We start from the raw sequence: 26,204 nt of genomic DNA on the forward strand, positions 1-26,204 counted from the left end.
GATGATGTAGGGTGCGTTATTAGTATTATTTAGTTCAAATCCAATGTAATTTTCAAAACCTGATGCATTTGCAGCGGTTGTTCCGAAAAATACCGCTGTTGCCGAGGCTAAACCAAGAACTGCCTTTTTTATTGTTTTTCTCATGGCGCTCACGTTCTCCATTGATTGGAGGAACGGTACGCGAATGCCATAAATATAGCGTATTTATACGTAGATAATCATGAATAAATGTAATTCTTAAATTTGGAAAAGGTGTTGAAAGAAATTTTTAATCCTCTAACAATCGAGGATGCCGTGGCGCGTGGCGGTCACATTACGCTCGGGCGACGGTCTTCCTGTTTGGTCGCGGCGCCGTGCGGAAGGAATTGTGCAGGTGGTCGGCGGTGGGTCGGGCTACTTGCGGAGGGAGGCGTGGCTTTGCCATTGCCAATGCGTTGCAGAGAATTGGGGGCGATCGCATGCAGTTGATAAACGCAATTTCGAAGCGGGCGGACAATGCCGCCGCGCGGGTCACCCGTGGTCTTTCTCTGGCGGGCATCGCCGTGCTGCTCGCTGCATGCCAGTCGGGTGTCGATGGGCTTAGCGAAGGCGTCAGCAAGAATGACGTGAAGGCGCCGCCGTCGACCGCCATCGAGGAAAGCTTTGGCGAAAAGGGCGCCGAAATCACCCTGCTGCTGCCGAAGGGCGGACAAGGTTACTACGAGGGCGAGGCGCGCGACGTGCGCGACGGTGCTGCCCTCGGCGTAGCGGAGCTCGGCGGCGATCTGGTTCGGGTGAAAGTTTCGGACATTTCCGGTGGATCCGCGGCCGCGACGAAGGAGATCCAGGCGGCCAAGGCCCGAGGCTCGATCCTGCTGGTCAGTTATGCGCCGCAGGATGTGACGACCGCGATGGCCGCCATCCCGGCGGATCAGCGTCCGATGCTTGTCAACGTGGGCCGCAAGGCGCCGGTATCCGGTGGCAAGGCCTACAACTTCGTCACCGAGGAACTCGACAGTGTCGTCGAGGGTATCAAGATCGCCGCCGTCAGCGGTCAGAAGAAGTTTGCGGTGTTCGTCCAGCAGGACTATCCGACCAGCTTCGACACGGCGGTGTCGTCCGCCGTGCGTAGCGTCGGTGGAACGGTGACGGGTGTGGTGCGCTACAACGGCTCCGGCAGCGGTGTCAGCGACACCGTCGCCAAGGCGCAAGGGCTGGTGCAATCCTCCGACACATCGCTGATCCTCGGCAACACGGTTGCGGTCCTTCCGCTGCTGTCCGCCATCAAGGCGTCCGCCGGAGGCAGGCCGATGGCCTTCGTCGGTGCGAGCGGCTGGCCCGAGGCGACCTATACGAGCCCGGCTGCCGCCGGCGTTCTGATCGTTTCAGTCGATCGGGAGAACCGTGCGCTGATCGCGGAGCGCTACAATCGCCGCTTCGGCCGCCCGCTGTCGCTTTCCGCCGCCTATGGCTACGACATCGTCGCGCTGGCGGCCGGCATCGTGCGCAGCAAGGGTGCGACGGGGCTCACGCCGGAACTCCTGACCCGGAAGGCCGGGTTTACCGGCGTGACGGGCCTCTTCCGGCTGGCCCCGACAGGCAATGTCGAACGCAAGCTGACGCCCTACAGCATCGGCAATGGCAAGCTTAATCCGCTGGCGGATGCCGCCAAGGCTTTTTGAGCCGGATTGAAAGCACGTCATGTCCCGTCGCGAGGCTCAGGCTGCGGCGGAAAGATGCTCGTGCACGGCGAGCCAGCGATCGTCGGCCTGGCGGGCGAAGACGATTGTCTCGCGCTCGCGGTTGGTCATTGCCTCGCCGCCAATCGACAGATCGGTTTCGACCGCATGGGTGAAGATCGCGACATCGCCGACGATCTGGACGTTGCGGCCGGTCGAGCGGCAGGCGCGGACTGCAAAGCCGTCACGCGTTTCCCAGAGTGCCCATTCCGCCTCGTATTCGGCCCGGCTCGCGAGGGTACGGTCGAGGTTGTAGAAGATGAAGGTCGCTTCCGGCGAGAAGGCGTCGAAATAGGCTTTGGTGTCGTGGCGTCCGAAGGCGGCGACGAGGGCGTCGGCGGCCGCGAGGACGGCGGTTCTGGTGTCGGTCATTTCTGTCTCGTTTCCGGGTGTGTTCAGACGGCCTTCACGCTGCTGATCAGCGCCGCCAGGGGGCGATGCTGCTCTGCTACGCGGGCCTTCAGCTCCTCGAGCGGCATGGCGTCGACCTTGCAGAACTCGATGAACATCATGTTGAGGTTGTTGAAGAAAACTTCGCCGATGGCGCGTGCATCGACGCCGGCGATCACCACGCCGCGGCGCTGCAAGGTCATGACAAGCTGCACGACCTGGGCGCACAGGCGCTGGTCGAGTTCCGTATAACGCTTCGACAGTGGCGTTTCCGGCTGCTGGATCGATGACGCCATCGCGGTACGCCACATCTCCTTGCTGAGATAGACCAGCGAGTGATCATAGTACTGTTCGATCAGTGCGCGTAGTGCTTCCTCGACGTTAAGCGGCGGATTGGCGACGATGCTCTCGCCCGCTTCCAGTACTTCGGTCACTTCCATGGAGACGGTGGCGACGAGCACGTCGCCCTTGTTCTGATAATAGTTGTACAGCGTCCCGACCGAGACTTCCGCCATCTCGGCGATGTCCTCGATGCGGGCGGCGTCATAGCCCTGTTCGCGGAACAGGGTGGTCGCGGCTTCCAGGATCCGGCGGTTCCTGTCGGCCTTCTGTCGGGCGCGCAATCCGGTCATGGCAAGCTCCGTTGAATCTCCTCAAAATTGAGATTGACTTAAAAAATGAATTCATTCAATCTTTTTCTCAAGGCGCCGATACGAGTGCCATTTTGATCAACGCGAGGACTCGACGGGGGTCTTCGACAAGAGGGAAACAAATATGGAAAAGACCGTTCTGGGCGGATACGGCCGCCGCATGCTTCTCGCAACCGTTGCCGTTTGCGCCTTCTCCGCCAGCGCTTCCGCGCAGGAAGAACTCAATGCACTCGTCTGGTGCGACCACACCGACCCGGCGCTGATCGAACCCTTCGAGAAGGCCAACAACGTCAAGGTCAACCTCAAGGAATATGAGGGCACCGGCGCCGGCCTCTCGATCGTCGAGCAGTCGCGTCCCGGCGACTGGGACGTCTTCGTGATCGACGGTGTCGACGTGCCGCGCGCGGTCGAGATGGACCTACTTGCCGAGATCCCGGCCGACAAGCTGCCCACCGCCGACATCTTCCCCGAAGTCCGCATGGAAGCGAACAACACCAAGGACGGCAAGATCTACGCCGTTACCGAGAAGTTCGGCTACAACACGATTTCCTACGACAAGACCAAGGTCGATCCGAAGGACATGGAAGACCTGTCGATCTTCTGGTCCGACAAGTACAAGGGCCGCATCGCGCTTTACGATTATTACCTGCCGATGATCGGCCTCACGGGCCTCGGCATCGGCAAGAAAACCGCCGACCTTACCGCCGACGACCTGCCGGCGATCAAGGAAAAGCTGTTCGAGATGAAGAAGGTCGCCCGTCAGGTGAGCGACGTCGTCGCCTCGCAGACCGCGCTGGTCAGCGGCGAAGTCGACATCATTCTCGGCGGCGGCGAATGGGTGACCGCCGGCCTCACCACGGAAAAGCCGAACCTCGACTGGACCGTGCCGAAGCAGGGTGCGCTCCGCTGGGCACAGTCGATCGGCGTCTTCAAGGACTCGACCAAGCAGGACCTGGCGGTCAAGTTCGTCCAGTATATCCTCAGCCCCGAAGGCCAGTCCAAGCTCGCGACCTCGTCCTGCTACTGGGGTATGCCAGCCAATTCCAAGGCGGGCGAGAAGCTGACCGACCAGCAGAAGACGGCTCTTCGCTGGGACAAGCAGCCGGAATACCTGAAGAACACCCAGCTCTATCCGGTCGTCGATGCGGATCTCGATGCCGCCATGCAGGATGTCTGGACGGAAATGCTGCAACAGTAAGCTGCCTTGGGCGTGATCCTCGGGGCAAGCCCGAGGATGACGCGCCTGTACAGGTGTCTCGGTCCGCCAGGCCCCCTTCTGTCGGCGCGTTCTGCCAAGGCGTTCTGTCGCGGCCTTCCCTCGACACTCCGTCATCCTCGGGCTCGACCCGAGGATCCATGGTCCCGGCCTGAGAGGCCGGGGGAGGGGCCGACCAGCCTATGCGATCATCTGCCGTAACCCGGCCACCCTTTCGGCGGCCGTTGTCTTGAAACACCAGCTTTCAGCGCAAACGGAGTGTCATGCCCATGACGACCACCCCGCTTGAACGGGCGGAACGCCGCAAGGCCTGGGGATTTGCGCTGCCGGCGCTGTTCTTTACCGTCGCCTTCTTCCTCGTTCCCTTTCTCTACATGGCCGCGATCAGCTTCTGGAAGCGCGAGGGGCGCGAGATCGTGGCGAGCTGGACGCTCGACAACTACGCCGCATTCTTCGGCAAGCCGCATCTCCTGAAAGCCTTGTTCAACTCGCTGGAGGTGACGGCCATCGTCACCGTCATCTCGATCCTGCTCGCCTATCCGCTGGCCTGGATCATTGCTGAGCGCGTGCCGCGGCGCTGGCAGCGTTTCGCACTGATCATGGCGATCCTGCCGTTCTGGACCTCCTATGTGGTGCGTTCCTACTCCTGGCTGCTCGTTCTTTCCGGCGGCGGCGTGGTCAACCAGGCGCTGATGTGGACCGGTCTCATTGCCGAACCGCTCGAGCTTTCGGCAAACCGCGTGGGCACGGTGATCGGTTTCGTGCATTTCTTCGTCATGCTGCTGACGCTGACGATCTATGCCAATCTGGTGCAGCTCTCGCCCAACTACCGCCGCGCGGCCGCCGATCTCGGGGCGAACGGCTTCCAGACCTTCTGGCATGTGATCCTGCCGCTGACGCTGCCCGGCATCATGGTCGGCGCCTTCCTGACCTTCGTCCTGTGCATCGGCGACTACATCACGCCGCAGATCCTTGGCGGCAACAACGAGCTGGTCCTGCCGCAGGTCATTATGCTGCAGCTTGGCCGCCGCGCCGATTTCCCGATGGCCGCGGCGCTGTCGCTGGTGCTGATGGTGGTGGTGACGATCGCCTATCTGGCCTCAGCCCGCTGGCTGAAGATGGAGAGGACCTGACCATGCGCCATATCAACACGGCGCTTTCCGCCCTTTATGCGAGCGCGCTCTACCTTTTCATCTTCCTGCCGGTCGCGGTCCTCGTGCTCTTTTCCTTCCAGGACGGCACACTGCCGGTGCCGCCGCTGCATGGCCTGACGCTGCGCTGGTATGGCGAGATCTTCGCCGACGCCAAGCTGATGTCGGCGCTCGGAAATTCGCTGATCGTCGCCATTGTCTCGTCGGCGGTTGCCTGCGTCATCGGCTTCCTCGCGGCCTATGCGTTTGCCCGCTATACGCTTCCGGGTTCCGGCCTGCAGCGCGCGCTGATCGTCGCGCCGATGACGGTCAGCACCCTGATCATCGGGCTTGGCCTGCTGTCCGTGTTCAGCCGCCTCAACATCACGCTGTCGCTGTGGACGGTGGGGATCGGCCATGTCGTCATCAATCTTCCGCTCTGCTTTGCCATCATTTATGCCTCCATGGGCGGGCATCAGGTGAATATCGAGCGGGCGGCGCGCGACCTCGGTGCGAAGGACTGGCAGGTCATGCTGCTCGTCACGGCGCCGATGCTGATGCCGTCGATCCTCGCGGCCTTCTTCCTGTCGGTGACCTTCAGCTGGGACGAGTTCATCGTCGCCTTCCTCCTGTCGCGCTTCGACGTGACGCTGCCGGTCGAGATCTGGAGCATGCTGCGCTCCGGCCTCGATCCGAAGACCAATGCAATCGGCAGCGTCGTTTTCCTCATCTCGGTCGCGTTCCTCATCGTCATGGAACTCGCCGTCTTCAGAAAATCCGGGAATTCCAAATGACCGCCGACGTCTCGATCAGAAACGCCACGAAAGTCTTCGGTGCCTTCCGCGCGCTGAACGATGTCTCGCTCGATATCGCCGCCGGCGAATTCATCGTGCTGCTCGGTCCGTCCGGCTGCGGGAAGACGACCCTGCTCTCCATTCTGGGCGGCTTTCTTGAGCCGACCTCGGGAACGATCGCGATCGGCGGCAAGGACATGACGCATGTCGCGCCGGCGAAACGTCCGACCACCACCATGTTCCAGGACTATGCGCTCTTCCCGCACATGAAGCTCTCTGACAATGTCGGTTTCGGCCTGCGCATGCGGGGCATGGCAAAGGCCGAGCGTGACGAGAAGGCGCTCGCCATGCTCGACCTGGTGGGGCTCAAGGCATCCGCCGCGAAGAAGCCGCATGAGCTTTCCGGCGGCCAGCGTCAGCGCGTCGCGCTGGCGCGTGCGCTCGCCGTCGATCCCGATGTGCTGCTGCTCGATGAACCGCTCGGCGCGCTGGACCTCAAGCTCCGCCGGCAGATGCAGGACGAGCTGAAGGCGATCCAGAAGCGCGTCGGCACCACCTTCATCCACGTCACCCACGATCAGGAAGAGGCGATGGCGATTGCCGACCGGATCGTGGTGATGAATCACGGGCGCATCGAGGATGTCGGTGCGCCGTCCGACATCTATATGCGGCCGCGCTCGCTGTTTGCCGCGGGCTTTATGGGTGAGGCGAATTTCCTGCCCGGTCGGGTGACCGGCATTACCGCCGGCGAGGCGCGGATTGAGACGGCGCTCGGCCGCGCTGTCATTCCCGTCTCAGCCTTTACCGGCGGCATGCCCTCGGCGGACAACAAGGTGACGCTGTGCATCCGTCCTGAGCATTTCCGGTCCGCGGGGGAGGACGGGGCGACGGTCGCGCTCGGCCGCGCGCGGATCACCGACAGCGCCTTCTTCGGCGCGCACCACCGATGCCACCTTCAGCCCGAGGGGGGCGCCGACGTGGTCGTCACCGCGCATCTGCCGCAGACCGCCCATCCGCAGCCGGGCGACGAACTGGAACTTGCGGTCAAGGCGGATACCATCGTAGCCCTGGTCGAAGGCCAGGAGACAAGATCATGAAGCCGCGCATGCGCCCCGAAGACTGGTACAGCGTTCGCCGTCTCGACGACGACGTGACCTATATCTGCGAACCGCATATCCAGGAATTCTATCGCTGCAACATCTGGCATGTGCGCGGCCGCGACCGCGACATGCTGGTCGATAGCGGCATGGGCGTGGTGTCGCTTCGCGAATGGGTGCCGCTCGTCACCGAGCGCGAATTGATCGCGGTGGCGAGCCACACCCATTTCGACCATATCGGCTGCCATCACGAATTTGAGTGCCGCGCGGTGCATTCGGCCGAGGCCGACCTTCTCGCCAACCCGACCCGCGAGAATACGCTGGCCGATCCTTACGTGACCGACGAGATCTTCGACGCGCTGCCGCCCGAGCCCTATTGTTCGAAGTGTTATGCGGTGAAGCGGGCGCCGGCGACCCGCATTCTCGAAGACGGCGACGTCATCGATCTCGGCGATCGGCACTTTGAGGTGATCCACACGCCGGGACATTCTCCGGGCGGCATCGCGCTCTATGAAAGAGCGACGGAAATCCTGTTTTCCGGTGACATCCTCTATGACGGTCCCCTGATCGAGGACACCTACCATTCCAACGCCGCCGACTACCTCGCCTCGATGGAGCGTCTTCTTACGCTCCCTGTTCGGCTGGTTCATGGCGGCCATTTTCCAAGCTTCAGCGGCGAGCGCTACCGGGATCTGATCACCGGCTGGCTCGACGCCAAACACAAGACGATCTGACGGGAGTGAAGCATGCTCGACAAGCGCAAGTTCTACATCAACGGCGAATGGGTCGATCCGATCGCACCCAACGACCTTGAAGTCATCAACCCGGCGACCGAACAGGCGATCGCCGTCATCTCGATGGGGGCCGCCGCCGATATCGACCGCGCCGTCGTTGCCGCCAAGAACGCGTTCAGGACCTACAGCCGGACCAGTCTCGACGAGCGCATCGCGCTGCTCGAAAAGCTGCTCGCCATCTACAAGCGCCGCTACGACGAGATGGCGCGCACCATCACGCTCGAACTCGGTGCGCCGATCACCATGAGCACCGAGCAGCAGGCGCATGTCGGCGTAGGCCATCTGAAGGGCTTCATCGATGCCCTAAAGCGCATCAAAATGCGCGAAGAACTGCCGAACGGCGACATCGTGCTGCGGGAGCCGATCGGCGTCTGCGGCCTCATCACTCCTTGGAACTGGCCGATCAACCAGATCGCCCTCAAGGCTATTCCGGCACTCGCGACGGGCTCGACCTGCGTGCTCAAGCCGTCGGAGTTCACTCCGCTCAACGCCCTTCTATATGCCGAGATGGTGCATGAGGCCGGCTTTCCCGCCGGTACCTTCAACCTGGTCAACGGTGACGGTCCGAACGTCGGGGCAGCGCTTTCGAAGCACAAGGACGTCGACATGATGTCGTTCACCGGCTCGACCCGGGCCGGAACCGCCGTCAGCAAGGATGCCGCCGACACGGTGAAGCGCGTCACGCTCGAACTCGGTGGAAAGTCGCCGAACATCGTGTTCGAGGATGCCGATCTCGAGGAACGCGTCACCGGCAGCGTGCTTGAATGCTTCAACAATTCCGGCCAGTCCTGCGATGCGCCGACGCGGCTTCTGGTGCAGCGTTCAGTGTACGAGCAGGCGGTCGAAATTGCGAAACGTGTCGGCGAAGAGGCCCGTGTCGGCAATCCGGAGGAGGCCGGCGAACACATCGGACCGCTGGTCAGCGACATCCAGTATGGCCGCGTTCAGGCCCTGATCGAGGCCGGGGTCGCGGAAGGCGCCGAGCTTATCGTCGGCGGCCCCGGCAAGCCGGAAGGCTTCGAGACCGGGTACTACGTCAAGCCGACGATCTTTGCCGGCGTCAACAACCAGATGCGGATCGCGCGCGAAGAGGTTTTTGGTCCGGTGCTCGTCATCATCCCCTTCGACGCGGAAGAGGATGCGATCGAGATCGCCAACGACACGAATTACGGCCTCGCCGCCTACATCCAGAGCGGCGACCTCGATCGGGCCGAGCGTGTCGCCGGCCGCCTGCGCGCCGGAATGGTGCACATCAACGGCGCGCCGCACCGCTACGGCAGCCCCTTCGGCGGCTACAAGCAGTCCGGCATTGGCCGTGAGGGCGGAATTTTCGGGCTCGAGGACTTTCTCGAAGTCAAGACGGTCCATCGGCCGCGTGCAGATTGAGAGTGATGTGAGATGATCCCAAAGACCATGAAAGCCGCGGTGGCCGAAGCCCCCGGCGCTCCGCTCGTCATCCGTGATCTGCCCGTGCCCGAACCCCGACGCGGCCAGTTCCTGGTGAAGCTCGAAAGCTGTGGTGTCTGCCATTCCGACCTGCACCTGCGCAACGGCGACGAGGGACTGCCGGACGAGATGTATCCGCTCGTCTTCGGCCACGAAGGCATCGGCCGGATCGTGGCGGTGGGCGAGGGGACGGAGACGACGCTTTCGCTCGGCGACCGCGTCGGTCTGCCCTGGCTCTATGACACCTGCCTCGATTGCAGCCCGTGCCTGACCGGGGCGGAGACCTTCTGCACCCACCAGCATGCCCGCGGCATCCACTATCATGGTGCCTTTGCCGAATATGCGATCCTCGAATCGCGTTTCGCCTGCACCATTCCCGACGCGATCGATCCCGTGCTGGGGGCGCCGCTTCTCTGTGCTGGCCTGACCGCATGGAGCGCGTTGCGCAAGACGCAGCTTCGGCCGGGAAAGACCGTGATGGTCATCGGCTGCGGCGGGCTCGGGCAATATGCGATCATGATCGCCAAGGCCCATGGTGCAACGGTGGTCGCCGTCGACCGCGATCCGGCCAAGCTCGACGAAGCGCGGGCTCGCGGCGCCGATCATCTGGTCGAGGCCGGACCCGAGGCAGGGTTGAAGGTGAAGGAGCTCGGCGGCGCCGACATCGCGGTCAATTTCGCGCCGACACCGGCAGTCTGGAAGACGATCGAACAGGCGGTCAACCCGATGAGCGACATCATCGCCATCGCGCTCGTCCATGATCCCGTGCCGCTTTCGATGATGTGGCTGATCGACGGCGGTCACCGCGTCTTTGGTTCGTCGGTCGGTTCGCGGCAGGACCTGCGCGATTTCCTTGCTTTTGCGGCGAGGACGAAGCTCGATATCGACATCGAGACGGTCGCGCTTGCCGGTGTCAACGAGGCTCTCGACCAGTTGCAAGCCGGCAAGGTCGCCGGACGCGTCTGCATCGACTTCTCGCTCTAGCTTCAGCGGCTCTTCACAGTAGGCCCGGGGGTATCCCCGGGTGCTCACTCCCACCTGATCTGTATTCGCATGGACCCCGATCAATTTCGGGGGGTGACGTGCGCGCGCAGATCTGCAACGTCTGTCCCCATCCGGACATCTGCAGGGAGGAGATTGCGGTGGCATTGGAGGATCCGAGGGCTCAAACCGTCATTCTGGGATATGCGCGGACACCGATGGGCGCGATGCTCGGCGCGTTGAAGGACGTCGCCGCGCCGCAGCTCGGCGCCGTCGCGATCACGGCGGCCCTTGCCCGCGCCGGTGTCTCCGGCGAGCATGTCGATCGTGTGCTGATGGGATGCGTCCTGACCGCCGGCCTCGGCCAGGCACCGGCACGGCAGGCGGCGCTCGCGGCCGGACTGCCGGATACCGTTCCTGCCACCACCATCGGCAAGGTCTGTGGCTCGGGCATGGAGGCGATGATCCTCGGTCACTCGGCAATCCGCTCCGGTCTGGCCGGTGTTGTCGTGGCCGGCGGGATGGAGAGCATGAGCCGGGCGCCCTATCTGCTGCCTGAACAGCGGGCGGGGGCGAGGCTCGGCCACAAGTCGGTCGTCGACTCCATGTTCCATGACGGTCTGGAAGACGCCTATGACGTCGGACGCCTGATGGGCAGCTTCGGCGACGAGATTGCCGCCGAATACGGGTTTTCCCGGCAAGAACAGGACGCCTTTGCCGTCGAGAGCCTGAGGCGGGCCAAGGAGGCGCAGGCGGAAGGTCGTTTCGAGCGCGAGATTACGCGCGTCACCGTTGAAGGCCGGTCGCCGACCGTCGTCGAACACGACGAACAGCCGGCCCGCTCGAGCGCCGAGAAGATACCGACGCTTCGTCCCGCATTTTCGCCGAATGGCACGGTGACGGCCGCAAATGCCAGCTCGATCTCAGACGGCGCGGCGGCGCTGGTGCTGGCAGATCTTGCCCATGCGGAACGCCACGGACTTAAGCCGATCGCGCGGATCGCCGGGGTGTCCTGCCATGCGGGCAAGCCTTCCGATTTTCCCAAAGCGCCGGTTCCCGCCATCCACAACCTGCTCGACCGCCTTGGCTGGTCGGTCGGCGATGTCGATCTCTTCGAGGTCAACGAGGCCTTTGCCATGGTTGCGATGATCGCCATGCGCGACCTCGGCATCCCGCACGAAAAGCTCAACGTCAACGGCGGCGCCTGCGCGCTCGGGCACCCGATCGGGGCGAGCGGTGCGCGGATCGTCGTGACCCTGCTTGCGGCGCTCGAAGCGCGCGGCCTGAAACGCGGGGTGGCGAGCCTCTGCATCGGCGGCGGCGAGGCGACTGCGATCGCGGTCGAGCTGGTCTAGAGTGGCGCGCCGACGATCGCGGCGAGCTCGGCGCGGTGGCGCATCATTGCCTTCAGGGCTTCGTAGTCGCGGGCGTAGTGCCTGACCGATGCCGGGTCGGGGTGGGTCACGCCAAGGCCGATGGGCATCGCCCTGTAGGCCGAGGCCATGTCGTCGAAGAACCCGGCTGCGACGGCGGCGTGCAGCGCCGTGCCGAAGAGCACCGGGTCCTGGTTGGTCGGCGTGCGGATGCTGCATCCGGTGACGTCGGCATAAAGCTGCGGGATCAGCGGATGATGGGAAAAACCACCGGCGAGCGACAGCACGCGGATGCTGTCCGCCCCGGTCGGCATGTGGCCGATGATGTGGCGGATGCTGCAGGCGAGCGCCACGCAGGTGCGCCAGTAGAGACGGCAAAGACCTTCGAAGCTGCGGTCGAGGGTAAGCCCGACGATCCCGCCGGTCAGGTCGGGATCGGTGGTTGGCGAGCGGGTGCCGTGAAAATCCGGCAGGACTTGGATCGGCAGGCCGTAGCCCAGGCCGTGTTCGCCGATGTTTTTCCGGATGTGGTCGAGGATTTCGGTGTGTCGGGCCTGGCCGGGCTCTCCTCCCGCCGGATGGATACGAAGCATATGGTCGAGCAGGGCGCCGGAGGCGGATTGTCCGGCTTCCGTCAGCCAGAGACCCGGGACGGCGACGTCGCGAAAGGCGCCCCAGCATCCTGATCCCTGGACGGGTTCTTCCGTCAACTGGACGACGCAGCTCGATGTCCCGGCAATGAGCGCGGCATGGGCCGCCGGCCCGTGATCGCCAAGCTCGACGGAGGCGCCGAACAGCGCGATGGTTCCGGCATAGGCGTCGATGAGCCCGGGTGCGACAAGGCAATCCGTCGTCAGGCCGAGCGCGGAGGCTGCGTCCTGCGAGAGGCGGGACACGGGTCGGTCGGGCGGAAGCGTCGTTTCCGGAAGGCGGGCGCGGTCGGCAAGATCGTCGAGGCCGACGCGATCATAGAAGGCGTCGGGCCTTTCGCCGCGCGCGGTCGGACCGTATCCCCATTTCGAAACCAGCGGAGAATGCGAGCGTGTGTTGGAACCGGTGGCGCGCCAGGTGAGATAGTCGCAGAGATCGTAGATCGCGCCGGCTTTCGCCCAGGTGTCCGGGAGGTTTTCCTTCAGCCACAGAAGCTTCGGCACCTGCATCTCGGCGGAAAGGCGCCCTCCATAGCGATCGAGCAGCGGATCGCCGGTCGCGCTGCAGAACTCGGCCTGGTCAACGGCACGGTGATCCATCCAGAGGATGGTGTCGAGGTTCTGGCGCCCGGTCGAGGATACCGTCAGCGGGTTGCCGGCACGGTCGCGCACCACCAGCGAACAGGTTGCGTCGAAGCCGAGGGCGCCAACGTCAGAGGGCGAGAGCCCGGCCGCCGTGACGACGGCACGCACTGAACGGCAGACGGCTGCCCAGATTTCCTCGCTGTCCTGTTCGAAATACCGCTCCTGCGGTTGATGCAGGGAGATGGGGGTCACGTGACGCGCCAACTGGGCGCCTTTGAGATCGAACAGGCCCGCCCGCGCACTGCCGGTACCGACGTCCACCGCAACGAGGTAGTCATGCATCAGGATTGTCTTTCGGTCTCCTCACAGGGACGACAAATTGGAGCAAATCCGCCATCGCGTCAAACCGTGCGTCGGGGGCGAGTTGGTCCAGAGCGGCGCGATATTCCGCAAAGCCGGTATGGGATCCTCCGGTAAAGGCGATGACCCGCATGCCGGCCGCGCGCGCGGCCTCGATGCCGGCTGGGCTGTCCTCGATCACCAGGCATTCCTCCGAAGGATATCCCATCGTGCGCGCCGCATGGAGGAAGAGATCCGGTGCGGGTTTGCCTCGCGAGACCATGGTGGCGCTGAAGATATGCGGCGCGAAACGGTCGAGCAGATCGGTTGCACGCAGGCAGAGTTCGACGCGTTCCTTCTGGCTCGACGATGCGACGCACCAGGCGATTCCGGCCGCTTCGAAGCCGGCGAGAAGGTCGGGAATGCCCGCGATCGCCCGAAGGTCGCTGCGGAATCGGGCGTAGAGCACATCCCGCATCCGGCTGACGAAGGCCTCGTCGATCTCCAGATCGAATTCGTCGCGAACCTGTTCGCGCACGGAGGCGAGGCTTCGCCCGAGAAAGCGCTGGGCGACGCCGGCCGCATCGATCTCGACGCCGGCTGCACCAAGGAATTCGGCGAGCACGCCAAGCGCGATCGGCTCGCTGTCGACGAGTACCCCGTCACAGTCGAAGATCACCAGCCGTGTGGCCGCGGGCGCCATCGGCACTCAGTCGGCGAGTTTGCCGTCGAGATAGCGCTGCAGCGTCGCGGCGGTGCCGTTGCTGCGCAGGCTTTCGAGGGCTTTCGTGAAGCGGGAGACGAAGCGGGGATCCGATCCGGTCGCGCCGAAGATGTCGCCGAGGGCGAGGAAGGCGGTCGGATCCGTGCGCGAGGCCAGGGCGGCCTTCTGCAGGCGCTCGGCACTGGCGTCGTTGAAGACGATCGTCTTGCCGCTGTCCGACGTGCCTTCGAAATAGCGGCACCAGAGTGCCGAAACGAGCGCAAGGCCGGTGACGTCGAGGCCCTTGGCGAGGCGATCGGCCGTCGACGGCAGGATGAATTTCGGCTGGCGGTTGGAGCCGTCCTGGGCCAGACGCGGAATTGTGTCGCCGATCTTCGGATTGGAGAAGCGGCTTTCGATCAGTCGCGCATAGTCCTCCAGGCTGGTGTTCGGCACGGGCGGAACGACGGGGATGATCTCCTCGTATGTCAGCTTGGCGAGGAAGGCGCGGATCAGCGGGTTCTCCATGGCCTCGTGGACGAAGTGGATGTCCATCAGCGCCGCCGGATAGGCGATTGCCGCGTGGCCGCCGTTCAGGATGCGCAGTTTCATTAGCTCATAGGGAGCCACGTCCGGGACGAAGGTCACACCGACATCCTCGAGTGCCGGGCGGCCGAGCGGGAACTTGTCCTCCAGCACCCATTGCTTGAACTCTTCGCAAAAGACCGGCCAGGAATCCTCGATGCCGTAGGTGTCGCGGGCGATTCCAATTTCGCGTTCGCCGGTCGCCGGGGTGATGCGGTCGACCATCGCGTTCGGGAAGGCGACATTCTCGTGAATCCAGTGGGCGAAGTCGGGATCGGAAAGCTTGGCGAGCCCTGTCACCGTCGCCTCGGTCACTTCGCCATTGCCGGGGATATTGTCGCAGCACATGACCGTGAAAGGTGGGATCTCGGCTGCACGACGGGTCCTGAGGCCTGCGATGATGAGGCCGAACACGCTTTTCGGATGTGCCGGGTCACGGGCGTCGGCGACCATGGCCGGATGGGTGGGGTCGAACTTGCCGGTCGCCGGGTCGATGAAATAGCCGCCCTCGGTGATCGTCATCGAAACGATACGGATCGCCGGGTCCGCCAGGGCGGCTATGATGGCGTCGAAGTCGGGCGCGGCGAGAATCCCTGTCATCGGCGCGGTCACGGTCGCGGCGCTGCGGTTGTTGTCCTGCTCGACCACGGTTGTCAGGCAGTCCTGGGCCTCGAGCTTCTCCTTCATCAGCCGGTCGCCCGGCATGACGCCGGCGCCGAGGATCGCCCAGTCGAGATCCTTGCCCTGGTTGAAGAGTTCGTGGAGGTAGATCGCCTGGTGGGCGCGATGGAAGTTGCCGACGCCGAAATGCAGGATGCCGGCCTTCAGCTGGTCGCGGCGATAGGCCGGGACGGCTGCGGTCCTGGCGATTTCGGCAAGGTTTGCCAACGAGAGCTTGCAGGTCATTTCATTAGTCCTCGAAAACGAGACGCAGGGCGGGGGCAGGGATGAGCGGTCAGCTCATCCAGTTGCCGCCATCGACATTGTAGGTTTGGGCGACGATGTAGTCGGCCTCCGGGCTGGCGAGGAAGATGGCCATGCCGGTCAGGTCCTCGGCCCGTCCCATTCGGCCGAATGGTACGGCTTCTCCGACGATCTTCTTCTTCTCGCCCGGCTTGCGATTTTCATGTTTGGCGAAGAGCGCATCGACACCGTCCCAATGCTCTCCGTCGACGACGCCGGGGGCGATGGCGTTGACGTTGATGCGATGCTTGATGAGATCGAGGCCGGCCGACTGGGTCAGCGAGATGATCGCCGCCTTCGTCGCGCAGTAGACCGCGACCAGTGCCTCGCCGCGGCGTCCGGCTTGGCTCGCCATGTTGATGATCTTGCCGCCCTTGCCCCGGGCGATCATCGATCTTGCCGCCGCCTGCAGCATGAAGAGAGAGCCCGCGACATTGATCGAGAAGAGCCTGTCGTAGCTTTCGCGCGTGATCTCGACGATAGGGGCGAGGTCGAAGAGCGCGGCATTGTTGATCAGGATGTCGATCCCGCCGGTCTTCTCCTCGGCCGTCCGGATCGCCGCGTCGATCGAGGTCTGGTCGGTCACGTCGAGACGCACGGGATAGGCCTTTGCGCCGATCTCCGCCGCCGTCTTGCTCGCTCGTTCGAAATTGATGTCGGCGATGGCCACTGTCGCGCCTTCGCGGGCATAGGCCTCGGCAAAGGCGCGGCCGATGCCGCGTGCCGAGCCGGTGATCAGCGCCGACTTGCCTTCCAGCCTGCCGCTCATATCGCCAGCCCCTTGTCATTGAAGCGGTGGATGCGGTCGGCATCCGGCGTGATGAAGACGGTGTCGCCGTGGCGGACCGGGAACTCGCCGCCGGCACGGGCGGTCACGTGGCCGATGCCTTCGACGTCGACGTGGAGGAAAGTATCCGAGCCAAGGTGTTCGGCGACGGCGACCGTGCCTTTCCACGTGCCGGCATCCGTCGACAGCCGCACATGCTCGGGGCGGATGCCGATGGTGTGGGCGTTGTGGGGGGCCGCCGTCGCGCCGGAGATCAGGTTCATCTTCGGCGAACCGATGAAACCGGCGACGAAGATGTTGGCGGGCTTGTGGTAGAGCTCGAGGGGCGAGCCGACCTGCTCGATGCGCCCCTTGTTCAGCACGACGATCTTGTCGGCCATGGTCATGGCCTCGACCTGGTCATGCGTGACGTAGATCGAGGTGGCGCCGAGTTGCTGGTGAAGCTGCGAGATCTCCAGCCGCATGTTGACGCGCAGCGCCGCATCGAGGTTCGACAGCGGTTCGTCGAACAGGAAGCATTCCGGCGAGCGCACGATGGCGCGGCCGATGGCGACGCGCTGGCGCTGGCCGCCCGAAAGCTGGCGCGGCTTGCGTTCGAGATAGTCGGTGAGGTTGAGGATACGCGCCGCATCGCTCACCTTGCGGTCGATTTCGGCCTTGTCCACACCCGCCATCTTGAGCGGGAAGCCGATGTTCGAGCGTACACTCATATGCGGGTAGAGCGCATAGGACTGGAAGACCATGGCAAGACCGCGCTGCGACGGGGGCTTGGCGGTTGCATCGACGCCGTCGATCAGGATGCGGCCGCCGGAGACGTCCTCGAGGCCGGCAATCAGGCGCAGCAGGGTGGACTTGCCGCAGCCGGACGGGCCGACGAAGACGGCGAATTCGCCATCGTTGATCTGAAGGTCGATCGACGGGATGACTGCTGCCTCGCCAAAGGACTTGGATACATTCTGAAGAGTGATGCTACCCATCTTGTTATTCCTTATTTGACAGCGCCGAAGGTCAGGCCGCGGACGAGTTGTTTCTGGCTGAACCAGCCGAGGATCACGATCGGTGCGATCGCCATGGTCGAGGCGGCCGAGAGCTTGGCGTAAAAGAGCCCTTCCGGACTGGAGTAGGAAGCGATGAAGGCGGTCAGCGGAGCCGCCTTGGAGGCCGTGAGGTTGAGGGTCCAGAAGGCTTCGTTCCACGACAGGATGACGTTGAGGAGAAGCGTCGAGGCAATGCCGGGCACGGCCATCGGCGTCAGGACGTAGACGATCTCCTTCATCAGCGAGGCGCCGTCCATGCGGGCCGCCTCGAGGATCTCGCCGGGAATCTCCTTGAAGTAGGTGTAGAGCATCCAGACGATGATAGGCAGGTTGATGAGGGTGAGGACCACGACCAGTCCAAATCGCGTATCGAGCAGCCCGAAATCGCGAAACACCAGGTAGATCGGGATCAGGGCGCCGACCGGCGGCATCATCTTGGTGGAGAGCATCCACATCAGGACGTCCTTGGTGCGCTTGGTCGGCGAGAACGCCATGGCCCAGGCGGCCGGAATTGCGATGATGAGGCCGAGCAGGGTCGATCCGAACGAGATCACCACCGAGTTCATGAAGTGGCTGAAATAGTCCGAACGGCTTTCGACTTCCGCGTAGTTCTCCGTCGTCCATTCGAAGAACAGGAAGGAGGGCGGGGAGGCGATCGCCTCCGCCTCGGTCTTGAAGCTCGTCAGGAACGTCCAGAGGATCGGGAAGAAGATCAGGATCCCGAGCGTCCAGGCGATGGCCGTCATGACGAGTTTGCGCTGGGTTGTGACTCTGCGGGCCATGGTCAGCTCTCCAGGTTCTTGCCGATCAGGCGGATGAGGAAGAAGGCGACGATGTTGGCGAGCACGACGGCGACGATGCCGCCGGCGGACGCGCCGCCAATGTCGAATTGCAGCAGGGCCTGGGCGTAGACGAGATAGGTGATGTTGGTGCTCTGGTAGCCGGGGCCGCCATTGGTGGTGACCAGGATTTCGGCGAAGACCGACAAGAGGAAGATCGTCTCGATCAGGATGACCACCGTGATGGCACGGGCCATGTGTGGCAGGATGATGTAGAGCAGCTTCGAGATCGCGCCGGCGCCGTCCATCTCGGCGGCTTCCTTCTGCTCCTCGTCGAGCGACTGCAACGCGGTGAGCAGGATCAGGGTCGCGAAGGGCAGCCACTGCCAGGCGACGATCAGGATGATCGACAGCAGCGGGTAGTTGGCCAGCCAGTCGATCGGCTGCAGGCCGAAAAGCTTGGCGATCCAGGCGAAAAGCCCGTTGACCGGGTTCATCAGCATGTTCTTCCACACCAGCGCCGAAACCGTCGGCATGATGAAGAAGGGGGCGATCACCAGGATGCGCACGATCCCCTGGCCGAACATTGGCTGGTCGAGCAGGAGCGCGAAGGCGATGCCGCCGACCACCGTGATCAGCAGCACGCCGCCGACGAGCAGCAGGGTGTTGGTGAGGGCTGCGAAGAAGGCGGGGTCGCTGAGGAAGAAGGTGTAGTTCATCACTCCGGCGAATTCTTCCATTCCCGGCATCAGCAGGTTGTAGCGCAGGAACGAGAAGTAGATGGTCATCGAGAGCGGAATGATCATCCATGCCAGCAGGAGCAGAACGGAGGGCGCCATCATGAGGCGCGCCGAGGAATGGGTGTGCGTGGTCGCCATGGTTTCGCGCCTCTCTCGAACGTGTCAGGTTGGAGAATTGATGGGCCGCGATCGCGCGGGGGCGGAGCGCGGCCCTTGCCATGCGGTGCCACTCGGGCAGCCGCCATGGTGAGAAAAAGAATGAAGCGGGTTCGGAGGACATGTCGCCATGTCGTCCTCCCCCGCTTCAGTGGGGATGGAGGGTCGAGCCCCTCCATCCATTGGCTCGGGAGAGCTTACTTGATGTAGCCGGCCTTGGTCATTTCGCGCTCGGTCAGCTGCTGGGCGCTGGTGAGTGCCTGGTCGACGGTGACCTGACCTGCGAGCGCTGCGGAGAACTGCTGGCCGACCGCGGTGCCGAGACCCTGGAATTCCGGGATCGCCACGAACTGCACGCCGACATAGGGTACGGGCTTGACGGTCGGGGCCTTCGGGTCGGCTGCGTTGATGCTGTCGAGCGTCATCTTCGCGAAGGGGGCTGCCTTCTGGTATTCCGGGTTTTCGTAGAGCGAAGTGCGGGTGCCCGGAGGAACGTTGGCCCAGCCTTCCTTCTCGGCAACAAGCTTCAGATAGTCCTTGCTGGTTGCCCAGGATACGAACTTTTCGGCAGCTTCAGCCTTCTGGGTGCCGGCGGGGATCGCCAGATTCCAGGCCCAAAGCCAGTTGCCGCGCTTGCCGAGGCCGTTGTCCGGAGCCAGCGCGAAACCGACCTTGTCGGCGACCGTGGAGTCCTTCGGGTTCGTCACGAACGAAGCGGCGACGGTCGCGTCGATCCACATGCCGCACTTGCCGGTCTGGAAGAGTGCCAGGTTTTCGTTGAAGCCGTTCGAGGAGGCGCCGGGAGGGCCGGCTTCGTTCATCAGGCTGACGTAGAAGTCGAGCGTCTTCTTCCACTCCGGCTGGTCGAACTGTGGCTTCCAGTTCTCGTCGAACCAGCGGGCGCCAAAGGAGTTCGACGTGGCCGTCAGGAAGGCCATGTTCTCGCCCCAGCCGGCCTTGCCGCGCAGGCAGATGCCGTACACTTCATTGGCCTTGTCGGTCATCTTGCGGGCTGCATCCGCGATGAAGTCCCAGGTCGGCGCGTCGGGCATGGTGAGCCCGGCCTTCTCCATCAGGTCCTTGCGGTACATGACCATCGAGCTCTCGCCGTAGAACGGCGCTGCATAGAGCTTGCCGTCGGCCGTCAGGCCGGAACGGATGGCGGGCAGCAGGTCGTCGACGTCGTAGTCGGCGCCGAGGTTGTCGAGCGGCAGAAGCCAGCCCTGCTTGGCCCAGATCGGAACTTCATAGGTGCCGATGGTCAGGATGTCGAACTGGCCGCCCTTGGTGGCGATGTCGGTCGTCACCTTCTGGCGCAGGACGTTCTCTTCGAGCGTCACCCACTCGAGATCGATGCCGGGATTCTTCGCCTTGAAGTCGTCCGTCAGCTTCTGCATCCGGATCATGTCGCCGTTGTTGACGGTCGCGATCGTGAGGGTTTCGGCCGAAGCCATGCCGGCGAGTGCGAGGGCCGAGCAAGCGCCCAGCAGCAATGTCTTGAGGTTCATATCTTCCTCCCAGAAGAAAAATTGAGCATTTGCTTTGCTCATGGGCAATTACTCACTTCGAGGCGAAAAAATGTCAATGCAGAATCCATGCTGCGGCGCCGAAGGCGCATGCCACTTCCTTGTTTTAGCGAAGAAAAATTTAGGGCTGCGGAGCCGGGTCAGCGCCTGAGGAGGTGCCGCGCCGCATCCTCATCGGTGATGAGACCATTGATGTAGCCGCCGGTGACCGCGGCCCTGATGGCGTCGAGCTTGCGGCGGCCGCGGGCGAGGCCGATGACGACGGAGGCGTCGCGGGAAGGGATGGCGATACTTGCCACACGCTCGTTGACCGGATGGTCGAGCAGCTTGCCATCGGCACCAAAAACCCAGCCGCAGATCTCGCCGGCCGCGCCCGCGGCCATGAGATCGTCCATTTCTTCCTGGCGCAGGAAGCCGTCAAGCAGGAGCGGTGCCTTCGCTCCCATCTCGCCGATGCCGACGAAGGTGACGTCGGAGCGCCGGCCGAGTTCGATCGTCGGGGCGACCAGCGGCTGGCGGTGCAGGAGGTCGCGTTCGTCTCGGGACGAGACGATGACGGGCAGGGGCATCGGGAAATGCGGTGCCTTGACCGCATCGGCCATCGAGAAGATAACGTTGAAGTAGGCGGCCGAGCCGTCGGGGCTGATATTGCCGGTGAGCGACACGATCTTGTGTTGCGGACATTCCATCGGCGACAGCTGATCGACCATGGCGCGCAGGGTACGACCGGTGCCCATGGCGATGACCAGCGGATCGGGCTGCTTGAGCCAGCGCTCCAGTTCAGCGGCCCCTGCCTCGGCGACGCCGACGGTTGCAGAGTCCGATCCCGGATCGCTCGGAACAATGTCGACCTGCTTCAGGCCGTACTTCTCCTTGACCGCCTCGGCAAGCTCGAGGCAGGCGGCGATTGGATGATCGAGCCGCACCTTGACGAGCTTTTCGGCAACAGCCAGCGATACGAGGCGCTGGGCGCTCTGGCGCGAGATGCCCATGGCGACGGCAATCTCGTCCTGCGTCCGGCCGGCGACGTAGTAGAGCCAGCCGGCCCGTGCCGCATCGTCCAGCCGCGTTTGCGCTTCGCCTCGTTTCGCCATGAAGAGTCCACCCGTCCTTTCCTGTCAGTGCTGCCAATTTTCCGGACGACTGTCAAATCCGCCATAAGAACCGGAGGCTTGCCCGGGGCGCCGCCGATGCCCGCGCGTCATCCCTTGGCGATCTCCTATCATCTTTCGGGGCTTGTCGGGGTTGCGGCAGCGCGATAGGCCGGAGATCGAGATTTTCGCATAGGTGTCCGGCGCCAGGGGGAACGTATCCTTCGGCCGGCGGGGAAGGGAGAGGAACAGTCCATGAGCAGAAAAGTTGTCATAGCATCCGGCGTCAGAACGGCGATCGGGGATTTCGGCGGGTCGCTGTCGGCGATCGCGCCCTGCGAACTCGCGGCGACGGTTGCCCGCGAAGCCATCGCGCGGGCCGGAATCTCGGCCGCCGAGATCGGCCAGACGGTGTTCGGCAATGTCATCCACACGGCGCCCGAGGACATGTATATCTCGCGCGTCGCGGCAATTCGCGCCGGTGTGCCGGAAACCTCGCCCGCACTGACCCTCAACCGCCTTTGCGGTTCCGGCCTCCAGGCCGTGGTCACGGCGGCGGAACAGATCATGCTCGGCAATGCCGACATCGCCCTTGCCGGCGGTGCCGAAAGCATGAGCCGGGCTGGTCACCTGCTGACCCAGGCCCGCCACGGCCAGAAGATGGGCGACACGTTGGCCGTCGACATGATGATCGGCGCTCTGACCGATCCCTTCGGCAACGGGCATATGGGGATCACCGCGGAAAACATCGCCGAGCGGGCCGGGATCGACCGGGCCGCACAGGATGCCTTCGCGCTCGAATCCCACAAGCGCGCCGCCCGGGCGATCGCCGAGGGTCGGTTTGCCGAGCAAATCCTGCCGCTCACCGTCAAACAGGGGCGCAAGGAGGTGGTCTTCGACACCGACGAGCATGTCCGCGCCGATGTCACCGCCGAGGATCTCGGCAAGCTGCGCGCTGCCTTCCGCAAGGATGGGACCGTGACGGCCGGCAATGCCAGCGGCCTCAACGATGCGGCCGCTGCGGTCGTCCTGATGGAGGAAGGCGTTGCCGCGCAAAAGGGAACGCAGGTTCTCGCCCGCATCGTCGCCTATGGTCTGGGCGGGGTCGCACCCGAGGTGATGGGGCTGGGGCCGGTGCCGGCCGTCAAGCAGGCGCTGTCGCGTGCCGGTCTCGCCGTCGCCGACCTGGACGTGATCGAATCCAACGAGGCCTTCGCCGTCCAGGCCTGCGCCGTCGCACGTGATCTCGGCTTCCCGGACGAAAAGACCAATCCGAATGGCGGGGCGATCGCGCTCGGCCACCCTGTCGGGGCCTCTGGCACGATCATCCTCATCAAGGCGATCCATGAACTCCGGCGCATCGGCGGACGCTATGGCCTTGCCACGATGTGCATTGGCGGCGGTCAGGGCATCGCGCTGATCATTGAAAATCCGGATCACGGCTGAGTATCAGCCGCCATACGGCCTGCGGGCCTTTCGAGATACGGTCATTGGGGGATTGCGTCTCGGCGCAATCCCCCGCTACTGATCGGGCGGGAGGGAGAACCGGGAATCGTGCGCGCGTGCCTATCAAATCGGACAGAAGCGGATACCTCTTCGCCCTTGCCACCTATGTGATCTTCGCCACCCAGGATGCCATTTCGAAGCATCTTGGCGAGATCTATTCGCCGATCATGATCACCATGATCCGTTACTGGGCCTTCGGTGCCTTTGCCATCGTGCTGGCGATGCGCGCACCCGGCGGCCTCAGGCAGACCCTGAAGAGTGCCAGGCCCGGCCTGCAGATCTTTCGCGGGGTCCTGCTGGCCACCCAGATCGTCACGGCCATCTTCTGTTTCTGGCTGGTCGGCCTTGCCCATTCCCAGGCTATCTTTTCCGCGACCCCGCTGCTGGTCGCAGCCCTTTCCGTGCCCGTGCTCGGCGAACATGTCGGCTGGCGCCGCTGGCTCGCAATCGCAGTGGGCTTTGTCGGGGTTCTCATCATCTTGAAGCCGGATGCCGGCATCTTCGATCCCGTCCTCATGATTGCGGTGCTCAATGCCTTCATGCTGGCGGCCTATGCGCTTGCGACACGGCTCGCGGGACGCAGCGATCCGCCGATGACCAGTTTCCTCTATATCGGCGTGGTCGGCGCCGTCGCGATCACTTTTGTCGGCCCGTTCACCTGGGAGCCGCTGGCGCAGAAGGACTGGGGCTGGATGGCCTTGCTCTGCTGCACGGGCATGATCAGCCACTACTGCCTGATCAAGGCGCTCGATCATCTGGACGCAGTGCTGGTCCAGCCGTTCAGCTACCTGCATCTCGTCTTCGCCTGCGTCATCGGGGTGCTGCTGTTCGGGGAGACCCTGCCCTGGAACATCTGGTTCGGGTCGCTCGTCGTGGTGGTCGCCGGGGTCTTCACCGTGTGGCGGGAGATCCGGGCCAAGCAGAACGCGGCCGGCGAAGGGGCGCCGGCCGGTCGATAATCCACATTTTGGAAGCCGCCCGGTGGCCGATTTCCCGCCACTGGCGCAAAGGCACAGATTGACGTAGTCGACTTTGCCACATTCGGTACGCGTTCTGTTCGCAAACGGGACCGTAAACGGCGCTGGTTGAATACATATTTAGAATCGCTGAAATGCGATTTTTTGGGTTGCTCAGCACGATTTCATGCCGTTCCGGCGATGCGAAACGTTTAAAGAAACCGCGAAATAACAAAAAGTTGCCCCAGATGCAGCGAAATTGCGGCAGAATGTCTCTTTACAAGCGTGTAACAACGGATAAGACGAAAGAAGTGTGCCGATGGCCACGGCCAGCAGGCAAGGGTCTTTTTCGGGGCTTTTTCCTGCTCTCCGGCCGGCGTTCCGACGGCTCCTTTTTTCGTGGGTCCAATCCACGAGCGTAGAACCATGGCGCGATATGGGGCGCGCCGTGCAACTGATAAACCAACGTGCCCGGCCAGGCCGGTGACACGCAATTGGGAGATTGTCATGAAGATCAAGTTCGGTTTTGCCGCAGCACTGCTGGCAGCCACTTTCCTTTCCACCGCCGCAAGCGCAAAGACCTTCGTCTACTGCTCGGAAGGTTCGCCGGAAGGTTTCGACCCGGGCATGTACACCGCCGGCACGACCTTCGACGCATCGGCGCACCCGGTTTACAGCCGACTGATGGAGTTCAAGCCGGGTACGACCGAAGCGGAAGCCGGTCTCGCAGAAAGCTACCAGGTTAACGCCGACGGCACCGAATACACGTTCAAGCTGCGTGCAGGCGTCAAGTTCCACACGACTGAATTCTTCACGCCGAGCCGCGACCTGAACGCCGACGACGTCATTTTCTCGATTGAACGCCAGATCAAGGCCGATCATCCGTGGGCTCAGTATGTGGCCGGCACCTCCTGGGAATACGCCGCCGGCATGGGCTTCCCGGAACTGATCAAGTCGATCGAGAAGGTCGATGATCTGACCGTCAAGTTCGTGCTGAACCGTCCGGAAGCACCGTTCATCGCCAACCTCGCCATGCCCTTCGCCTCGATCGTTTCGAAGGAATATGCCGACAAGCTCGAAGCCGAAGGCAAGAAGGAACAGCTGAACCAGATGCCGGTCGGCACCGGTCCGTTCATCTTCGTCGGCTACCAGCAGGACGCCGTCATCCGTTACAAGAAGAACGCCGACTACTGGGGTGGCGCACCGAAGATCGACGACCTCGTCTTCGCGATCACCACGGACGCCGCCGTTCGCTACCAGAAGCTGAAGGCCGGCGAATGCCACCTGATGCCGTTCCCGAACGCAGCTGACGTTGCTGCCATGAAGACGGACCCGGCGCTCACCGTGATGGAACAGGAAGGCCTCAACGTCGCCTACCTCGCCTACAACACGACCCAGGCTCCGTTCGACAAGGTCGAAGTCCGCAAGGCACTCAACAAGGCCATCAACAAGAAGGCCATCGTCGACGCCGTGTTCCAGGGCATGGCAACGCCTGCCAAGAACCCGATCCCGCCGACGATGTGGTCCTACAACGACAAGGTCGAGGACGACGCTTACGATCTCGATGCCGCCAAGAAGGAACTCGAGGCAGCTGGCGTCAAGGATCTGTCGATGAAGGTCTGGGCGATGCCCGTTTCGCGTCCGTACATGCTGAACGCACGTCGCGCCGCTGAAATCATCCAGGACGACTTCTCCAAGATCGGCGTCAAGGTCGAGATCGTTTCCTACGAATGGGCCGAGTACCTCGACCGTTCGAAGGCCAAGGATCGTGACGGTGCCGTCATGCTCGGCTGGACCGGCGACAACGGCGACCCGGACAACTTCCTCGACACCCTGCTCGGCTGCGAAGCCGTGGGCGGTAACAACCGCGCTCAGTGGTGCAATGAAGAGTTCAACGCGCTGGTGAAGAAGGCCAAGGTCACCTCCGACCAGGCCGAGCGCACCAAGCTCTATGAAGAAGCACAGGTCGTCTTCAAGCGCGAAGCGCCTTGGGCAACGCTCGACCACTCGCTGTCGGTCGTTCCGATGCGCAAGGAAGTCTCCGGCTTCGTCCAGAGCCCGCTCGGCGACTTCACCTTCGAGAACGTGGATATCGCCGAGTAACGGCCGATTTTCAGGATTTTGCCGCGGGACAGCTTGCCTGTCCCGCGGCAATTGCATTAGGAACGGCCGATATGACGGCTGGTCCGCTCATACCCGGCCTGGACGTATG

The 26,204-nt window shown here is 63.3% G+C and carries 23 protein-coding genes; 12 read left to right on the top strand and 11 right to left on the bottom strand.

The genetic code is table 11. The features are described from left to right. The first annotated feature begins 458 nt into the window (after positions 1–458). Positions 459–1,661 carry an ABC transporter substrate-binding protein gene (locus HHL25_RS19875; RefSeq protein WP_169594918.1) on the top strand — a complete coding sequence of 401 codons (1,203 nt, stop codon included), beginning with the start codon at positions 459–461 and terminating at the stop codon, positions 1,659–1,661. Positions 1,662–1,697: 36 nt separating this feature from the next. Here HHL25_RS19875 and HHL25_RS19880 read toward each other — a convergent pair whose 3' ends face one another. Continuing rightward, positions 1,698–2,090, bottom strand: a complete 393-nt coding sequence (locus HHL25_RS19880) for a nuclear transport factor 2 family protein (protein WP_169594920.1) — start codon at positions 2,088–2,090, stop codon at positions 1,698–1,700. A gap of 23 nt (positions 2,091–2,113) precedes the next feature. Then, positions 2,114–2,740 carry a TetR/AcrR family transcriptional regulator gene (locus HHL25_RS19885; RefSeq protein ID WP_169594922.1) on the bottom strand — a complete coding sequence of 209 codons (627 nt, stop codon included), beginning with the start codon at positions 2,738–2,740 and terminating at the stop codon, positions 2,114–2,116. 142 nt (positions 2,741–2,882) lie between these two features. Here HHL25_RS19885 and HHL25_RS19890 point away from each other — a divergent pair, with 142 nt between their 5' ends. The 8 genes from HHL25_RS19890 to HHL25_RS19925 all read left to right on the top strand — a co-directional run bounded on the left by HHL25_RS19890 (position 2,883) and on the right by HHL25_RS19925 (position 11,571). Beyond that, a complete protein-coding gene (locus HHL25_RS19890) occupies positions 2,883–3,956 on the top strand; it encodes an ABC transporter substrate-binding protein (RefSeq protein WP_169594924.1) in 1,074 nt (357 codons plus the stop codon). Between the two features lie 287 nt (positions 3,957–4,243). Then, the gene (locus HHL25_RS19895) at positions 4,244–5,107 is read left to right on the top strand and encodes an ABC transporter permease (RefSeq protein ID WP_169594927.1); all 864 of its coding nucleotides are present in this window, start codon (positions 4,244–4,246) and stop codon (positions 5,105–5,107) included. Positions 5,108–5,109: 2 nt separating this feature from the next. Then, positions 5,110–5,898 (top strand): ABC transporter permease, encoded by a 789-nt coding sequence (locus HHL25_RS19900; RefSeq protein ID WP_169594929.1) that lies wholly within the window; start codon positions 5,110–5,112, stop codon positions 5,896–5,898. Further along, positions 5,895–6,995: an ABC transporter ATP-binding protein gene (locus HHL25_RS23790; RefSeq protein WP_169594931.1), complete on the top strand. Its 1,101-nt coding sequence runs from the start codon at positions 5,895–5,897 to the stop codon at positions 6,993–6,995. The genes HHL25_RS19900 and HHL25_RS23790 overlap by 4 nt, the downstream gene beginning before the upstream one ends. Continuing rightward, complete coding sequence (locus HHL25_RS19910; protein WP_169594933.1) at positions 6,992–7,729, top strand: MBL fold metallo-hydrolase; 738 nt, start codon at positions 6,992–6,994, stop codon at positions 7,727–7,729. The genes HHL25_RS23790 and HHL25_RS19910 overlap by 4 nt, the downstream gene beginning before the upstream one ends. 12 nt (positions 7,730–7,741) lie before the next feature. Next, complete coding sequence (locus HHL25_RS19915) at positions 7,742–9,175, top strand: aldehyde dehydrogenase family protein (RefSeq protein WP_169594935.1); 1,434 nt, start codon at positions 7,742–7,744, stop codon at positions 9,173–9,175. A gap of 12 nt (positions 9,176–9,187) precedes the next feature. After that, positions 9,188–10,219, top strand: coding sequence for an alcohol dehydrogenase catalytic domain-containing protein (locus tag HHL25_RS19920; protein ID WP_169594937.1), 1,032 nt, complete (start codon positions 9,188–9,190; stop codon positions 10,217–10,219). A 158-nt stretch (positions 10,220–10,377) separates the two neighbouring features. Continuing rightward, positions 10,378–11,571: a thiolase family protein gene (locus tag HHL25_RS19925; RefSeq protein ID WP_315853102.1), complete on the top strand. Its 1,194-nt coding sequence runs from the start codon at positions 10,378–10,380 to the stop codon at positions 11,569–11,571. Here the strand turns inward: HHL25_RS19925 and HHL25_RS19930 are convergent. The 9 genes from HHL25_RS19930 to HHL25_RS19970 all read right to left on the bottom strand — a co-directional run bounded on the left by HHL25_RS19930 (position 11,568) and on the right by HHL25_RS19970 (position 21,533). After that, the gene (locus HHL25_RS19930) at positions 11,568–13,166 is read right to left on the bottom strand and encodes an FGGY-family carbohydrate kinase (protein WP_169594939.1); all 1,599 of its coding nucleotides are present in this window, start codon (positions 13,164–13,166) and stop codon (positions 11,568–11,570) included. The two genes, HHL25_RS19925 and HHL25_RS19930, sit on opposite strands and share 4 nt — an antisense overlap. Next, on the bottom strand, positions 13,159–13,866 hold the full coding sequence (locus tag HHL25_RS19935; protein WP_169594941.1) for an HAD family hydrolase: 708 nt from the start codon (positions 13,864–13,866) through the stop codon (positions 13,159–13,161). Before HHL25_RS19935 ends, HHL25_RS19930 begins: the two co-directional genes overlap by 8 nt. Positions 13,867–13,872: 6 nt before the next feature. Next, the gene (locus HHL25_RS19940) at positions 13,873–15,357 is read right to left on the bottom strand and encodes a mannitol dehydrogenase family protein (protein ID WP_169594943.1); all 1,485 of its coding nucleotides are present in this window, start codon (positions 15,355–15,357) and stop codon (positions 13,873–13,875) included. A 49-nt stretch (positions 15,358–15,406) separates the two neighbouring features. Beyond that, entirely contained in the window at positions 15,407–16,183 is a 777-nt protein-coding gene (locus HHL25_RS19945) for an L-iditol 2-dehydrogenase (RefSeq protein WP_169594945.1), read from the bottom strand. Continuing rightward, the gene (locus tag HHL25_RS19950) at positions 16,180–17,178 is read right to left on the bottom strand and encodes an ABC transporter ATP-binding protein (protein WP_169594946.1); all 999 of its coding nucleotides are present in this window, start codon (positions 17,176–17,178) and stop codon (positions 16,180–16,182) included. The genes HHL25_RS19945 and HHL25_RS19950 overlap by 4 nt, the downstream gene beginning before the upstream one ends. Positions 17,179–17,189: 11 nt before the next feature. Next, positions 17,190–18,020 carry a carbohydrate ABC transporter permease gene (locus tag HHL25_RS19955; protein WP_169594948.1) on the bottom strand — a complete coding sequence of 277 codons (831 nt, stop codon included), beginning with the start codon at positions 18,018–18,020 and terminating at the stop codon, positions 17,190–17,192. Between the two features lie 2 nt (positions 18,021–18,022). Next, positions 18,023–18,895 carry a carbohydrate ABC transporter permease gene (locus tag HHL25_RS19960; RefSeq protein WP_169594951.1) on the bottom strand — a complete coding sequence of 291 codons (873 nt, stop codon included), beginning with the start codon at positions 18,893–18,895 and terminating at the stop codon, positions 18,023–18,025. Positions 18,896–19,110: 215 nt separating this feature from the next. After that, positions 19,111–20,421, bottom strand: coding sequence for an ABC transporter substrate-binding protein (locus HHL25_RS19965; protein ID WP_169594953.1), 1,311 nt, complete (start codon positions 20,419–20,421; stop codon positions 19,111–19,113). A gap of 158 nt (positions 20,422–20,579) precedes the next feature. Next, positions 20,580–21,533: a sugar-binding transcriptional regulator gene (locus HHL25_RS19970; protein ID WP_169594955.1), complete on the bottom strand. Its 954-nt coding sequence runs from the start codon at positions 21,531–21,533 to the stop codon at positions 20,580–20,582. Between the two features lie 252 nt (positions 21,534–21,785). Between HHL25_RS19970 and bktB the strand changes: the two genes are divergently transcribed. The 3 genes from bktB to HHL25_RS19985 all read left to right on the top strand — a co-directional run bounded on the left by bktB (position 21,786) and on the right by HHL25_RS19985 (position 26,095). Further along, on the top strand, positions 21,786–22,976 hold the full coding sequence (bktB, locus tag HHL25_RS19975) for a beta-ketothiolase BktB (RefSeq protein WP_169594957.1): 1,191 nt from the start codon (positions 21,786–21,788) through the stop codon (positions 22,974–22,976). Between the two features lie 116 nt (positions 22,977–23,092). Beyond that, positions 23,093–23,995 (top strand): DMT family transporter, encoded by a 903-nt coding sequence (locus HHL25_RS19980; protein ID WP_315853103.1) that lies wholly within the window; start codon positions 23,093–23,095, stop codon positions 23,993–23,995. Between the two features lie 504 nt (positions 23,996–24,499). Continuing rightward, the gene (locus HHL25_RS19985) at positions 24,500–26,095 is read left to right on the top strand and encodes an ABC transporter substrate-binding protein (RefSeq protein ID WP_169594959.1); all 1,596 of its coding nucleotides are present in this window, start codon (positions 24,500–24,502) and stop codon (positions 26,093–26,095) included. The last annotated feature ends 109 nt before the right edge of the window (positions 26,096–26,204 follow it).

Origin of the sequence: Rhizobium terricola, assembly GCF_012927355.1 — a bacterium.
Classification (GTDB): domain Bacteria; phylum Pseudomonadota; class Alphaproteobacteria; order Rhizobiales; family Rhizobiaceae; genus Allorhizobium; species Allorhizobium terricola.